At 68.8% G+C, this 14,304-nt stretch carries 16 protein-coding genes; 3 read left to right on the top strand and 13 right to left on the bottom strand.

Translation table 11 applies throughout. From position 1 onward, the window contains the following. Window positions 1-10: 10 nt before the first annotated feature. The 4 genes from G545_RS0111010 to G545_RS14490 all read right to left on the bottom strand — a co-directional run bounded on the left by G545_RS0111010 (window position 11) and on the right by G545_RS14490 (window position 3,732). Entirely contained in the window at window positions 11-718 is a 708-nt protein-coding gene (locus G545_RS0111010) for a C39 family peptidase (RefSeq protein ID WP_036136985.1), read from the bottom strand. 121 nt (window positions 719-839) lie between these two features. Continuing rightward, entirely contained in the window at window positions 840-2,525 is a 1,686-nt protein-coding gene (locus G545_RS14495) for an autotransporter outer membrane beta-barrel domain-containing protein (RefSeq protein ID WP_027070430.1), read from the bottom strand. Window positions 2,526-2,566: 41 nt separating this feature from the next. Beyond that, on the bottom strand, window positions 2,567-3,196 hold the full coding sequence (locus tag G545_RS0111000) for a hypothetical protein (RefSeq protein WP_027070429.1): 630 nt from the start codon (window positions 3,194-3,196) through the stop codon (window positions 2,567-2,569). Between the two features lie 2 nt (window positions 3,197-3,198). After that, entirely contained in the window at window positions 3,199-3,732 is a 534-nt protein-coding gene (locus tag G545_RS14490) for a hypothetical protein (RefSeq protein WP_052106742.1), read from the bottom strand. 305 nt (window positions 3,733-4,037) lie between these two features. On the opposite strand from G545_RS14490, the gene G545_RS0110990 reads away from it, so the two are divergent. Continuing rightward, a complete protein-coding gene (locus G545_RS0110990; RefSeq protein WP_027070428.1) occupies window positions 4,038-4,745 on the top strand; it encodes a 2OG-Fe(II) oxygenase in 708 nt (235 codons plus the stop codon). Window positions 4,746-4,759: 14 nt separating this feature from the next. Here G545_RS0110990 and G545_RS0110985 read toward each other — a convergent pair whose 3' ends face one another. The 3 genes from G545_RS0110985 to G545_RS0110975 form a co-directional block, all read right to left on the bottom strand. Then, entirely contained in the window at window positions 4,760-5,194 is a 435-nt protein-coding gene (locus tag G545_RS0110985; protein ID WP_197050211.1) for a response regulator, read from the bottom strand. A 2-nt stretch (window positions 5,195-5,196) separates the two neighbouring features. Then, window positions 5,197-5,880 (bottom strand): sensor histidine kinase, encoded by a 684-nt coding sequence (locus G545_RS14485; RefSeq protein ID WP_052106740.1) that lies wholly within the window; start codon window positions 5,878-5,880, stop codon window positions 5,197-5,199. A 222-nt stretch (window positions 5,881-6,102) separates the two neighbouring features. Then, the gene (locus tag G545_RS0110975) at window positions 6,103-7,191 is read right to left on the bottom strand and encodes a PA0069 family radical SAM protein (RefSeq protein WP_027070426.1); all 1,089 of its coding nucleotides are present in this window, start codon (window positions 7,189-7,191) and stop codon (window positions 6,103-6,105) included. A gap of 91 nt (window positions 7,192-7,282) precedes the next feature. Here G545_RS0110975 and cls point away from each other — a divergent pair, with 91 nt between their 5' ends. Further along, window positions 7,283-8,716: a cardiolipin synthase gene (cls, locus tag G545_RS0110970; RefSeq protein WP_036136982.1), complete on the top strand. Its 1,434-nt coding sequence runs from the start codon at window positions 7,283-7,285 to the stop codon at window positions 8,714-8,716. A 52-nt stretch (window positions 8,717-8,768) separates the two neighbouring features. Further along, window positions 8,769-9,539, top strand: coding sequence for a pyridoxine 5'-phosphate synthase (locus tag G545_RS0110965; RefSeq protein ID WP_027070424.1), 771 nt, complete (start codon window positions 8,769-8,771; stop codon window positions 9,537-9,539). A gap of 45 nt (window positions 9,540-9,584) precedes the next feature. Here G545_RS0110965 and G545_RS0110960 read toward each other — a convergent pair whose 3' ends face one another. From G545_RS0110960 to G545_RS0110935, 6 genes are all read right to left on the bottom strand, one after another. Then, on the bottom strand, window positions 9,585-9,998 hold the full coding sequence (locus G545_RS0110960; protein ID WP_027070423.1) for an ExbD/TolR family protein: 414 nt from the start codon (window positions 9,996-9,998) through the stop codon (window positions 9,585-9,587). 15 nt (window positions 9,999-10,013) lie between these two features. Continuing rightward, window positions 10,014-10,439, bottom strand: a complete 426-nt coding sequence (locus tag G545_RS0110955; RefSeq protein WP_027070422.1) for an ExbD/TolR family protein — start codon at window positions 10,437-10,439, stop codon at window positions 10,014-10,016. A 36-nt stretch (window positions 10,440-10,475) separates the two neighbouring features. After that, the gene (locus tag G545_RS0110950; protein ID WP_027070421.1) at window positions 10,476-11,216 is read right to left on the bottom strand and encodes a MotA/TolQ/ExbB proton channel family protein; all 741 of its coding nucleotides are present in this window, start codon (window positions 11,214-11,216) and stop codon (window positions 10,476-10,478) included. A gap of 90 nt (window positions 11,217-11,306) precedes the next feature. After that, window positions 11,307-11,975, bottom strand: a complete 669-nt coding sequence (locus G545_RS0110945) for an energy transducer TonB (RefSeq protein ID WP_027070420.1) — start codon at window positions 11,973-11,975, stop codon at window positions 11,307-11,309. Between the two features lie 165 nt (window positions 11,976-12,140). Further along, window positions 12,141-13,340 carry a tetratricopeptide repeat protein gene (locus G545_RS0110940; protein WP_052106729.1) on the bottom strand — a complete coding sequence of 400 codons (1,200 nt, stop codon included), beginning with the start codon at window positions 13,338-13,340 and terminating at the stop codon, window positions 12,141-12,143. A gap of 132 nt (window positions 13,341-13,472) precedes the next feature. Beyond that, entirely contained in the window at window positions 13,473-14,276 is an 804-nt protein-coding gene (locus tag G545_RS0110935; RefSeq protein ID WP_027070418.1) for a M48 family metallopeptidase, read from the bottom strand. Between the last annotated feature and the right edge of the window lie 28 nt (window positions 14,277-14,304).

Raw genomic sequence — 14,304 nt, 5'->3', positions numbered from 1 at the left:
CCACCACTCCCTAGAAAAGATCCGCATGGGTAAAACCGAAGTCGAGCAGCTCGGCATCGGTGATCGGCACCTGCTGGGCCAGCAAACGGCGCGCACTGGGGCGCTCCATCGGCTCGAGCAGTACCGTGTTGCGGTCGAAGTCACTGCCTATCACGACGAACACGGCCCGGGACGGCCACGACGCGAGGAACTCCTCGATCGGCACGCTGCGGTTGCCCAGGATCGGGTCACCGACCTCCACCCGGTCGTCGATCACCTGCTTGAGCACCACGAAGTGCCGGAAGCCGTTGACGTCCATCAGCACGATGCCCGGCACCCGCAGGGAACGGAGCCGGTCCTCGTCCACCCGGTAGCCGCGTCCCCGCATGCCCAGCGACTCCACGTACCGCTTGATGTCCAGCAGCGAGAACCCGCGCTGGGCCACCAGCTCCTGGTCGGCGTTGCGCAGCATGCCCTCGATCACCGTGGCCTCGTCGGCCTCCAGGTGGTAGGCGTACTTCAGGATCGTCGCCAGCGAGGCCGCCCCGCAGCTGTAGTCGGTCTGCTGCCGCACCAGGTGGCGGAAGCGGCGCTCGGTCATGCTCTCGACCGGCGTGGTGTAGACCGCCCCGTTGGGCAGCACGCCACTGAAGGCCACGTCCGCTGCGCCGGCCGGATCGACCCCGGCGGCGACGAAGGCGCAGGCCGCGAGCACGCGTAGCCGGATCCTGGGCACCATCGGTTCACCTCTCGAAAGGGAAAGCCCCGCCCCCGGGGGAAGTGGAGCGGGGCTTTCGGGAAACCCGGCCCTCAGGGAAGGGCCGGGCTTGACGCACTTGCTCCTGCTAGTGGGGCACGCCTCAGCCGCCGCCGTTGCCTCCACCATTGCCGCCACCAGTAGACGGCTGGGCGACCGCCAGCGACAGGCTGTTGGACTGCAGGTTGCCGCTGCCCGAGGCGATGTTGACGCCGATGTTGCCCGACGCCCCGTTGAACGCCGACCCGTCGAGGCTGGCGTTGTTGGTCGCCATCACCGCCACCTGGTAGGCGTACTGCGCGGTGCCGCTCAGGCTGGCCTCCAGCTCGGCTTCGGACAGGTCGATCACGCCCTCGTTGACGTTATCGAAGGCGATTCCGCCGTGCGGCATGCCGAACTCGTCGAGTTCGCCTTCGCGCGTCGGGTTCAGGGTCGCACCTTGGATATCCCCGTCCCAATCAGCGTGGCCAAGACGCGGCGAGCTGTTGTGGTCACCACCATTGGTGTCCGCACCCCACAGCTCCGGGTAGAGGTTCGCGTGCTGGTACGACATGCCCGTCTCCTCGTACGTCGCCTGCGAGCCGTCCACGCCGCTGATACCTCCGGTCAGCGAGAACTGCAGCGTGCCCACCTGGGTCTCGAAGCGGCCGGCATTGTTGGTCACGTTGCCGCCCGAGGTCTGGTCGGACGCCACCGAGGCCTGCGCGTAAGCGCTGGTCGCCACCGAGGCCGCCAGCGAGTTGCGCTGGGCGTTGTTGTTGCCCGAGGCCACGTTGACGCTGATGTTGCCCGAGGCACCGTTGAACGCCGCACCGCCGACGTTGGCGTCATTGGTCACGCCGCTGTTGTTGGTGAGGTTGTTGGCACCGACCTGGCTGTTGAAGATCTCCGCATCGGCCATGCCGAAGGCGAAGCTGGCGTCGGCGGCCGACAGGGCAGCGGCGTTGTCCTGGGAGTTGTTGTCACCGGCCGCGACGTTGAAGCCCAGGTTGCCCGAGGCACCACCAGCGGCGTCGTCGGCGATCTGCGCATCGTTGTCGAGCAGGCTGTTGTTGCCGGTGTTGCCAGCGGTCGTCTGCCGGCCGTCGACCACCGCGATCGCAGCCGAGTCGACGTCGATGTCGCCGGTCAGCTCGATGTCGCCGTTGATGTCGATGTCGGAGTCGAGCGACAGGTCCTTGGACAGGTAGACCGAGCGGCCGTGCTCGTTCTGCTCGCGACGGATGTCGGAGTCGATGTCCACGTCCTCGTTCGCCGTCACGTCCCACGTGCTGCTGTAGGAGTGGCTCTCGGTGGTCGCGATGTCGCTGGTGTAGGAGTGGTCCTCGCTGGTGGTCCAGGAGTCCTCGCGATCGTTGACGGTCTCGTTGAACTGGCCGTTGTAGCGGATCACCGCCGCGGCATCGAGCACCAGGTCCACGTCCGCGTCGACGTCCGCGTCCACGGTCACGTTCTCGGCGTAGTTGCGGTTGATGACGTTGGTTTCGAAGTTCCGGGTGTCGTCGACCGTGATGTCGGCATCGACCACGTCGATGTCCCGGTTGATGACGTTGGTCTCGAAGTTCCGGGTGTCATCCACGGTGACGTCGTAGTCACGGTTGTCCACCACCGTGGTTTCATAGTTGCGGATGTCCTGGACGTTGATGTCCCAGTCCTCGTTCACCCGGTGCTGGTGATCGATGTCGGCATCGGCGTTCTGGTCATCCACGCTCTGCGCGAATGCCACCGGGCTTGCCGCCAGGGTGGCCACTGCGAGCGCCATCGCAGTCTTCTTCAGGGTCACTTTCATGGTTGCTCTCTCTCTCTGTGGTACCACGGGTGGAACGGGTGTCATCGACCGCGGAAATCCAGCGCGAGCTGGTTGCTCGTCGCGTTTCCGGAGCCGGCGACCTGGTTGAGTTGCAGAACTCCGTTGAACCCCTGCAGTGCCGTGGCTTCCACCGCGACGGAGCGCGAGGCGTTGGCCGACGCGCCTGGGTCCATGGAGGTCTGCTCCCCCGCTGACGCGGAGACGAACGACAGACCTTCGTCGCCCGTCTCGCGTATGCCCTTCGAGGCCAGCACGGCGGTGACGAGGTTCACCTCGGCGTTCCCGCTCCCGCTGGCCTGGTTGATCGAAACGAGTCCGCTGGCACCCGACAGCGCCTGCCCGCGGATGCCCACGCTCGCCTGCAGCGGCGTGTCGAAGCGGTCGTTGCTGCGCAGCTGGCGTGCCGTGGCGGCCGCGTCGGCGTGCTCGCCACTGGCGAGGGCGCGTACGTTGGCCTGCATGTTCAGGTCGCCGGCGGCCTGGTTCACCGCGATGGCGCCGCTCGCGCCCGCGAGGGCGTTGTCGGCAATGTCGGTGCTGGCCAGGTAGCCAAGCAACGCGTCGTAGCCGTCGTCGGCCGGGTCACCCGCCGCCGCCGGGAAGGCGCAGGCGAGGGTTGCCAGGAGCACCAGCCGGAGCCGTGCGGACATGCTCAGGGACCTCCCGGCGGGGTGGTCTGCTGGGTCGTCTGTCCCAGCATCGGGAACTGCGCCAGGGCGCCGTTTATCTGGTCGGCGATGCCGCTGGTGGCGCGGTTGACGGCGCCGATCGGCACCGAGACGCTTCCGGTCAGGCCCGCGCCGGACAACGGTCCCGAATTCCCGGTGAGGACGCCCAGCGAGCCGCCCACCGCGTGGTTGGTCATGCGCTCCACGGTGGTCGGGCCGGCCACAGGGGCGCCACCGGCGCTGGCGCCGATTGCGGCGAACTCGTCGTCGCTGAGTTCGCCGGTGCCGAGGATGTTGGCGAGTTCCCGCTGGGGAGAGGGATCCACGATGACCGCCATGCCGGGCGGCATGGAACGGTAGGCATGCCGTGAGTGGACATCACGCAGCACCACGATCTCGCCGTGGCGCGCCTTGTCGGAGTGGCGGGCGCCGGATGCCTCGGCCTGGACTGGCAGCAGTGCCAGCAGGCTTACGGAGACGATCAGGGCCCCGCTGCGAAGACGGGCTTGGCTGTACATCTGGTAAATCCCCCGATGGGTGCAAGGGGAGTAACGCAGGGGCCGTGCCAAGCCAGAAATCCTTGTGATTTCAAGAGGTTGCAAGGCCGTGGGGCTACGCGCCCGCTTCGACCGGTGTAACACCCGCGTGCCAGGCGACCGGTGGCCGAAGCTCCCGAACGCCGGCCGGGTGTGGCTTTGCGCATCCTGGAGGGGTGTAACGATCCTGTTACACCGTCCGCAGGGTCGTTACACACCCGTCACGCGATTGGCCCGGGACCGGCGTCGTGTGACCATGGAACCGGGCTACCCACCGGAGCACGCACATGGACGGCAGCAACGACGACTTCATCCAGGTCACCGATGGCGCCCTGGACTCCTCCGAGTGCCGCCAGCTGGTGGACGCATTCGAAGCCAGCGGCGCGGTCGCGCCCGGCCGGGTCGGGGGCGGCGTCCACGTGGAGCTCAAGGACAGCCACGACCTGACCATCAGCGGCCGTCCGGAATGGCAGCAGCTAGAGGGTATGCTCAATGCCGCGATGCTCCGCGGGCTGGTGGCGTATGCGCGGCGCTGGCCGCACGTGCTCATCGCGCCGGTGATGCTGCAGGCGCCCGCGGCGGACGGACAGCTCGAGCGCCTGACGCCGGAACGGATCGCGGGGATGGACGATGCGGCGCTGTCAGCACTGCTGCGGGTAGTGTTCCGCCCCGGTGCCATCAACCTGCAGCGCTACCGCGCCGGCCAGGGCGGGTACCCGTACTGGCATTGCGAGCTCTACCCGCGGGATGCGCAGGCCGAGACGCTGCACCGGCACCTGCTGTGGACGGTGTACCTCAACGAGGGCTTCCAGGCCGGCGAGACCGAGTTCCTGTACCAGCGGCGCAAGGTCGCGCCGCGCACCGGTTCGCTGTTGATCGCGCCCGCCGCCTTCACGCATACCCACCGCGGCAACCGGCCCGAGGGCGGGGACAAGTACATCGCGACCAGCTGGGTGATGTTCCAGCGCGCCGAGCGCCTGTACGCGAACGGGTAGCTGCGCGGCGCGGTTCAGCTGTTCTGCGGGTGGTTGAGCACCAGCCAGTAGAGGCCGACCTGCTTGACGGCCCAGACGAACTGCTCAAAGTCGACGGGCTTCTGGATGTAGCTGTTCACGCCCAGCGCGTAGCTGGCCTCCACGTCGAAGGGCTCCGTGCTGGTGGTCAGCACCACCACCGGCAGCGTGCGGGTGCGCTCCTCGCCGCGGATCGCCTGTAGCACCTCGCGGCCATCCACCTTGGGCAGGTTGAGGTCCAGCAGGACCAGCGAGGGCAGGTCGGCGGGGTCGCGCCCCTCGTGCCTGCCACGTCCGAACAGGTAGTCCAGCGCCTCGGCGCCATCGCCGACCACCACCAGGCGGTTCGCGATCTTCGCCTCGGCGAACGCGAGCCGGGTCAGCTCCACGTCGTCCGGATTGTCCTCGACCAGCAGGATGTCCTTTTGCATCATCACGGTATACCCGATCCTCCTCCGGCAGTGGGCAGCTCCAGCTCGATTGTGGTGCCGCCCGCATCCGTGGATTCCGCCCGCACCCGTCCACCGTGGCGCGCGACGACGCGCTGCGCGACCGCAAGGCCGAGGCCGTGTCCCGCACCGTCCTCCGGTCCATGCAGCCGCTGGAAGGGCTCGAAGATCTTGTGTGCGTAGCGCATGTCGAAGCCCACGCCCTGGTCGCGTATCGACAGGCGCACCCGGCCGTCGTCCCGCGAGCCCCGGATCTCCAGCCGCACCGGTTCACCAGCGGGCGTGAAGCGCCAGGCGTTGTCGAGGATGCGCGCCAGTGCGAGCCGGAGCAGCCGTTCGTCGCCTTCCACGCGCAGATCCTCCAGGCCTGAGGTGGTTGCTTCCACCCCACGGTCGGGGGTGGTGTCCTGCAACTCGGCCAGCACCCACTCGCACAGCAGGCCCAGGTCCACGGGTCCGGAGCGGAACTCCGCGTTGGTGGCCTGCGACAGCTCCGCCAGGCCCCGGAGCAGCCCGTCCATGCGCTCGGCCGCGTGCTGGATGCGCCGCAGGTGGTCCCGCGACTGCCCGTCGAGCTGGGCGGCCGCCCTGTCCTCCAGGAGGCGCGAGAAGCTCTGGATCGAGCGCAGCGGCGCACGCAGGTCGTGGGCGACCGCATCGACAAACATCTGCAGCTGCCTCCGTGAAGCTTCTTCCACGCCGCTATCGGGGTTCGACTCGCGGGCAGGCGTTGGGGTGGGGACGTGGGACATCGATCAGGAAAACGGATGCGTCGCGGGAAGCTACACAGGCCGGGGTGAGGGGCGGGTGCACCCCCGGCCGCGAAGATGAACCGTCGGACCTTGGCCCGGCCTGCGGGTGGAATGCAAGTCCGCGCCGGGCGCGGCCCTTCAGAACAGCTCGCCCTGGGGCGTAGCGGGCCGTGGCGGCACGAAGGCGCCGGTATCCAGCGCGGGGAGCCGTCCGAAGCCCAGCTGGCGGTGGGCGCGGGCGAAGCGCCTCGACAGCAGCTGCGCGAACGGTCCCTCGCCGCGCATGCGGGTTCCGAACCGGCTGTCGTAGTCGCGCCCGCCCCGCATCTGCCGGACCAGGCTCATCACGTGCGCCGCACGGTCGGGATAGTGCAGCTCCAGCCACTCGCGCCAGACCTCCTTCAGCTCGTGCGGCAGGCGCAACAGGACGTACCCGGCCGCGCGTGCGCCGTGTGCGTGCGCGGCTTCCAGGATCGCCTCCAGCTCATGGTCGGTCAGGGCGGGGATCACGGGGGCCACCATGACCCCGACCGGGACCCCGGCCTCGTGGAGTGCCTGCATCGCACGCAGGCGCGCGTGCGGCGCCGAGGCGCGCGGTTCCATCCGCGCCGACAATCGGTTGTCCAGCGTGGTGACCGAGAAGTACACCGTGACCAGGCGCTGCCGCGCCATGTCCGCGAGCAGGTCCAGGTCGCGCTCGATCATCGCGCCCTTGGTGACGAAGCTCACCGGATGGCGGCACTCGGCCAGCACCTCCAGCACCTCGCGGGTGATGCGGTAGCGGCGCTCGATCGGCTGGTAGGCATCGGTGTTGATGCCCAGCGCCAAGGGGCGCGGCACGTAGCCGGGACGTGCCAACTCGGCCCGCAGCCGCTCGGCCGCGTTGGTCTTGGCATACAGGCGGGTCTCGAAGTCCAGCCCGGGCGACAGGTCCAGGTAGGCGTGGGACGGCCGGGCAAAACAGTACACGCAGCCGTGCTCGCAGCCGCGGTACGGGTTCACCGAGCGGTCGAAGCCGATGTCCGGCGAGTTGTTGCGGCTGATCACCGTGCGCGCGCGCTCCTCGGTCACCGAGGTGGCGGGGCGCGGCGCTTCGGCGATGTCGGCGTACACCGAATCCCACCCGTCGTCGGTGCCGGTGGTGACCTCGGACTGGAACCTTCCCGCCACGCGCGAGGCGGCTCCGCGGCCCTTGATCGGAGCCTGGGGTTTGCGGGCATCGTCCATGCCGCTAGCCTAGGCCGGCGCGGTCGCATCGCAAGAGACCGCGTGCGCCGTGTCCGGGGCGCCGTTCAGGCCGGCGCCACCGCTGCCTCCGATGCCCGACGCGCTGACAACCGTGTGGAACGAGTTGCTCGACTTCGAGCACCTGAAGATCGTGCTGGTCGCCGGCTGGATCCTGTACCTGGCCGGCCTGGGCACCTGGATCGTGCTGCAGAAGCGCGAACCGGTGGCCACCCTGGCCTGGCTGATCGGGCTGGCGGCGCTGCCGTACCTGGGCTTCGTCGTCTACTACTTCCTGGGCCCGCAGAAGATCGACCGCCAGCGGCTCCGCCGGCGCCGTTCGCGCCGCGCCATGCCGTCTCTGCCACCGGGCATCCATGCCAGCGACGAGGCCATCGAGATGGCGCGCATGGTCAACTCGGCGACGGGCATGCCGCCGACCACGGCCGCCTCGATCGAGCTGCTGGTGGACGGCGCCGCCAAGTACCGGGCGCTGTTGCAGGCGGTGGAAGCCGCCCGCGAGCACATCCACCTGGAGTACTACATCTACGAGCCGGACCGTTCCGGGACCGCCCTGCGGGATGCGCTGGTTGCCAGGGCGCGCGAGGGCGTGCAGGTGCGCCTGCTGCTCGACGCCGTGGGCGCCGCTTCGGTGCGGCAGAAGTTCCTGAAGCCACTGCTCGATGCAGGCGGCGAGGTGGCCTGGTTCCACCCGATCCGGCTCAGGTTCTGGAAGCGGCCGTGGCTCAACCTGCGCAACCACCGCAAGCTGGTGGTGATCGACGACCGCATCGGCTTCACCGGCGGCATCAACATCACCGACGAACAGGACGAGACCCTGTGCGACACCGCGTACCGGGACCTGCACGTGCGGGTGGAGGGACGCGTCGTCCGCGAGCTCCAGCTGGTGTTCGTCGAGGACTGGGCCTATGCCACCGGGACCCCGCCGCTGCCGCTGTCCGCCCATGATCCCGGACCCGGCACGACCCCGACCCAGGTGCTTGCCTCGGGTCCCGACTCGTCCTGGGAGGTGATCCACCGGGCGCACGTGGGCGCGATCCATGCCGCGCGGCGCCGGGTGTGGCTGATGACGCCGTACTTCGTGCCCGGCGAGGCGGCAATGATGGCGCTGACCTCCGCGGCGCTGGGCGGGCTCGACGTGCGGCTCATGGTTCCCAGGATGAGCGACAGCCGGCTGGTCACCTATGCCGGACGGTCCTATTACGACCGGCTGCTCGCGGCCGGGGTGACGATCCACGAGTACTCGCCGCGGCTGCTGCACAGCAAGGTCCTGGTGTGCGACGACGACCTGGCGATCGTCGGCAGCGCCAACTTCGACCACCGCAGCTTCCGGCTCAACTTCGAACTGTCGCTGCTGGTCAGCGACCGCGACCGCGTCGCCGAACTGGCGCGGCTGGTCGAGGCGGACTGCGCCGAATGCGAGCCGGTGCCGCGCGAACGCCCGAGCCCGTTCTGGAGCGTGCGCCTTCCCGAGGGGCTGGCACGGCTGGTGTCGCCGCTGCTGTAGGGGGCGCGGGCGGGCGGACGCTACACTGGGCCCTCTCCCCAACGGCCCGAAGATGACTGCCCTCAGCGTCAACGTGAACAAGATCGCGGTGCTCCGGAACTCGCGCGGTGGCAGCGAACCGGACGTGCTGCGCGCCGCCGCCACCTGCCTGGATGCGGGCGCCCACGGGATCACCGTGCACCCGCGACCCGACGGCCGGCACATCCGCGCCGATGACGTGCTTGCCCTGGCACGTCTGACCCGCGAGCGCGGCGTGGAGTTCAACATCGAGGGCAATCCCTTCGCCCCCGCGCGCGAGGGGTATCCCGGTTTTGTAGAGTTGTGCCGCCAGGCGCGGCCCGCCCAGGCCACCCTGGTACCCGATGGCGACGGGCAGATCACCTCCGACCACGGGTTCGACTTCGCCCGCGACGCCGGGCGGTTGCGGCCCCTGGTCCGCGAACTCAAACAGATGGGATGCCGGGTGAGCCTGTTCGCCGACGCCTGGGAGCCGGTGCGGGCCGAGGGCATCGAGCACGCCGCCTCGACCGGCGCCGACCGGGTGGAGCTCTACACCGGCCCGTACGCGGACGCAGCCGCGGCGGGGGAGGAAGGCCCCATGCTGGAGCGCTTCGCCGGCATCGCACGCCGGGCGCGCGCGGCCGGGCTGGAGGTCAATGCCGGACACGACCTGAGCCAGTCCAACCTGGGGCGGTTCCTGGAGGCGGTGGAGGGGGTACGCGAGGTTTCCATCGGCCACGCGCTCATTTCCGAGGCGCTCTACGACGGCCTGCACCGGACGGTGCAGCGGTACCTGCAGGTGATCGCCTCCGTCCGCGCATAAAAAAACGCCGCCCCGTGGGGCGGCGTTTCCATTCGACAGTAAGCGTCAATCGTTCTGCACGAAGCCGATCTTCTTCATGTCGGCAGTCTTCGCGTGGGCCAGTACCTTGGCCAGGATGCCGTAGTCGGCATCCGGGTTCGTATCGATTTCCAGCTGCGGCTGGTTGGTCGGATCGTTCGCCACGGTCTGCCGCATCATGTCCGCGATGACGGGCAGGGGATGCGGCGAGTTGTTCCAGAACACCTCGCCGGAGGCGTCGATGCGCAGCCGGATCGGCGGCGGCGGTTCCGACGTCGGCGGCGGGGCATTGGTCCGCTGCGGCAGGTTCACCTCGATCGGGTACGAAGCGATCGGGGCGGTGACCATGAAGATGATCAGGAGCACCAGGAGCACGTCGACCAGGGGGGTGACGTTGATGTCCGACATCGACTCACTGCCGGAGTTTGCACTGAAAGCCATCTGTGTTGCCTCCGGTCAGTTGCGGTCCTTGATGGCGACGAAGCCGACCTTCCGCATGCCCTGTTGCTGGGCGGTCTGCACCACCTCGCGAACGATGCGGTACTTGGTCGTCCTGTCGCCGCGGACGTTGATTTGCGGCTGTGGGGTCTTCTGCGCCTCCACCGAGAGCCGGCTCTCCAGCAGCTCGGTGGTGATCGGCTCGTCGTTCCAGTAGAGGGCACCGGAAGGCTCGATCGCGATGGTGATCGGCGGCACTTCCGGAGCTTCCTGGTCAAGACTACTGACGTCGGCCTCGGGCAGGTCAACCTGGATCTTGTGGGTCATCAGCGGCGCCGTGATCATGAAGATGATCAGCAGCACGAGCATCACGTCGACGAGCGGGGTGACGTTGATCTCGGCCATCGGCGTACCGCCGCCGCTGCTACCTGAACTGAAGGCCATATCGGACTCCGACTGGAACTGTGGGGCTTCGCGGGATCAGCGGCGGGCAACGCCCACGCGGGAACCGGTGGCGAAGAAGTCGTGCAGGTCGTGCGCGAAGGTGTCGAAGCGGCTGATCAGCGCGCGGTTGCCCTTGTTGAAGAAGTTGTAGGCAAGCACGGCCGGGATCGCGACGAACAGGCCGAACGCGGTCATGATCAGCGCCTCGCCGACCGGGCCCGCCACGGCGTCGATGGACGCGTTGCCGGTGGCGCCGATGCGGATCAGGGCGTGGTAGATGCCCCACACGGTGCCGAGCAGGCCGATGAACGGCGAGGTCGCGCCGACGGTCGCCAGCAGGGTCTGGCCGGACTCGAGCTTCATGGACTCACGGGTGACGGCCTGGCGCAGGGCGCGGTCGACGAACTCCGAGCGGCTCAGCGACTCGGCAAGGCGCGAACCTTCCTGCTGCTGGTGGTGCGCGGCGGCCTCGGCGGCGTCCAGGGCGATCTTGGAGAACGGCTCGCTGCGCGGCTGCTCTTCCATGTAGCGGATGGCGTCCTGCGCGTTCCCGGTTTCCCAGAACGTGGCCACCACGCGGTCGCTGCTGCGGCGCAGGCGGGCATTGCGGATCATGTTGACCACGATCCAGTACACCGACAGCACCGAGAACAGCACCAGGGTGAGGAAGACCACCCAGGCGACGAGGTCGAACTGGGTAATCATGTGGGAGAAGCTCATCTGCTGGAACGCAGCGGCATCGTTTGCGCCGGTCGCGGCGGTGGTTTCCTGAAGCATGACGCTTACCTTTGGATGTCGTGGAAGAAGAAGGACTGCGGAAAAGGACTACTGGCGGAACAGAACTGGCGTGACAGCCGCGACCGCGCGTCAGTTCATGTTGAAGTCGACCGGGACACGGACGCGGCTGGCCACCGCGACACCGTTCTCCGTGGCCGGGTTGAAGCGCCACTTGCGCGCGGCCTGGACCGCGGCACGGTCGAGGTCACGGTTGCGGCTGGAGCGCTCGACCTCCACGTCGAGCACGTTGCCCTGGGCGTCGATGCTGATGACCAGGATCACGGTGCCTTCGATACCCGCACGCAGCGCGCTGGGCGGATAACGGGGCGGGTTCTGCGCACGCGAGGACGGATCCACCGAGCCCAGCGTCGTGGTCGGCGCGGGCGGCGACGGCGGGGCCGGCGGCGGGGCCGGGACGTCGACCGGGCTCGGGTCGTCGACCACGATCGGCGGCGCCTCGGGCGGCGGCGGCAGCGGGGTCGGCTTCGGCGTGGTCAGCTGGCGCGGCGGCGTGATCGGCTTGGGCGGTTCCGGCGGCGGCGGCGGCGGCGGCGGGGGCGGCGGCGGCGGACGAATGATGTTGACGATCGTCGCCTGCTCCTCCTCCACCTCCGGCGGCGGGGCCTTCGGCGGGGCCAGCATCATCAGCAACGCGGCAGCGTGCACCGCGATTGCCATGGTGATGCCGGCGACTCGGGCCCAGTTGAGCTCTTCGCGCTCGGGGCGGTTATCCACGGGGGTTTCCAGGTCTTGCGTCATGCGCCGTCAGCTCGGTTTGATGCCGGGCGCAAGACGCCACGGACTTCGAAGATGGCTCCCGCCTCTCGGACGGGAACCTCCAAGGATATAACAAAACGTTTGGGCGGTAGGTTGCCCGAGTGTGTCTTTCGGAATGCTGCGCGGGGCCCCGCCCGGGAGCGGGAATCAGCGGCTGGCGTTGATGATGTCGCGGGCCTGGTCCGGGCGTGCCACGCCCTTGTCCAGTGCCTTCTGGGCCGCCTCCGCAGCCTCGGCGGGCCGGTCTTCCTGGTACAGGACCTTGGCGAGGTTGAGGTAGGTCTCCCCATCCTCGTCCAGCGGGGCCGCCTTGCGATAGGCCTCGATTGCCGGTCCGGGCTGGTCCGAGAAGTAGTAGGCCTGCGCCAGCGCGATGTAGGTGTTGCGATCCGGCGTGAGCACGCCACGCTCCAGGCCCTCGCTGATCACCTCGGCCGCCTTGCGTTCCTGCCCCTCCATGCCGAGGTAGGTGGCGTAGAGCTGGTTGTACTCGTTGGCGGTTTCGAGCTGCCCGCCGGCGCGCAGGCGCTCCAGCACCTCGATCGCCTTCTCCGGCATGTCGGCCTGGTGGTAGACCACGGCGAGGTTCAGCTGGGCGCGGCGGTCGTCCGGCCGGGCGGCCGCCACCTGCTCGGCCATGCGCAGCGCGCCCGCGGTGTCCCCGCTCTCGACGTAGACCTGCATCAGGAGCGACTGCCACTGGGGGTTCGGCTCCGCGCTGGCATCGATCGCCCGCTGGATCGCCTGGGCGGCTTCGGCATGGCGCTCGAGCAGGTACAGGGTCTGGCCCATCATGACCAGGTCCTGCGGCTCGGTGCTCCCGCTCTCGGCGAAGTAGCGCTCGTAGGTCGCCAGCGCCGCTTCGTTCTGCTCGGCGGCCGACTGCATCTGCGCCAGGTTCAGCATCGCGTTGAAGTGGGAGTTGTTGTCCAGCGCGTCGAGCTCGACCGCCTGCCCCATGTAATCGATGGCGGCCTGGATCTCGTCCGCCTCGTACGCCGCCTGCGCGGCGAACTGCGCCGAGTAGGCCTTCTCGTAGTCGTTGGCGGCCGGGTCGGCGAGGATCTCGTCGGCCACCGCGCGGGCACCCGCCAGGTCGTCGTTGGAGTACAGCTCGTTCATCTGCTCGAGCTTGCGACCCATCTTCCTGCTGGCCTTGCCCGCGGGAGCCTCCCGGGTGGCATTCGGGTAGCGCTCTTCCGCCTTGGGCTGCTGGGACGCTCGGCGGCTGTCGCGATCACTGCCGCGCGCCTGCGGTTCGGCGGCGGCGGGAGCCGGCGCAGCGATGGTGCCGATCGCAAGGACCGCACCGATGGCGGCGGCGAGGAGGGTGCTGCTGCGGGACACGCGATGAGTCATGACAACCTCGGTTGGTTCCTGGCGGTCGGAGTGACCGCGGCGTGAAAACGCCAGGTCGACGAAGCTAGCAGAAAGTTGGCAGCCGAAGAAACCGTTTTACTTGCTCGAGTTTGCCGGCACTCAGCCACAGTTGGGCCGCTTCCCGGACGCCCTCGCCTGTTCATAAATGGGCACTAGGTCGGCCGCCCGCGCATTCAGCTCGGAGATCCGGGCCTGCGGATTGGGGTGGGTGGAGAGCCACTCCGGCCCCTGGCTGCCACCCGCGGAGATCATGTTCTGCCAGAGGGCGACGGCCTCGCGCGGGTCGAACCCCGCCGCGGCCATCAGCTGCTGGCCGACCACGTCGGCCTCGGTTTCCTGCACGCGGTTGTTGGGCAGCAGGAAGGCAGTCTGTACCGCGGCGCCGCCCAGCTGTTGCGTGGCCTGGGCCGCGTTGCTGCCGTATTGCGAACCCACCAGCGCGCCGAGTACGCCCAGTCCGGCCTGCGCGCCCTGCTGGCGGGTGATCCGCTCGTCATGGTGCCGCGCCACGACATGCCCCACCTCGTGGGCGACCACCGCGGCAAGCTGGTCCTGGTTTCGCGCCACCTTGAAGATGCCGGTATACAGGCCGACCTTGCCTCCCGGCAGCGCGAAGGCATTGGGTGAATCGTTGTTAAACAGGGCGACGTCCCAGCCGCCCTGCGCGGAAGCGGGAAGCTCGCGCACCACCGCGCCGACGACGCAGCGGACATACGCGTTCTGCTGTGCGTTCGTGCTCAGGGGCTGCTGTGCCTTGTACTGCTCGAAGGCCTCGGCGCCCAGCTGGTTGAGCTGCTGCTGCGGCACCGCGCCGACGGTCTGGGTCCGGCCCGTCGGCGAGGTGGTGGTGGCACAAGCGGCGACCGCGATGCTGATCGCACCGGCAAGGAGTAGGCGCTTCATCGGCAATTCCTCTGCGTGAGAGGGTCGG

This window comes from Lysobacter defluvii IMMIB APB-9 = DSM 18482 (assembly GCF_000423325.1).
GTDB classification, from domain to species: Bacteria; Pseudomonadota; Gammaproteobacteria; order Xanthomonadales; family Xanthomonadaceae; genus Novilysobacter; species Novilysobacter defluvii.
The sequence above is the reverse complement of the archived record's forward strand: the minus strand, read 5'-3'. Positions and strand labels throughout refer to the sequence as shown.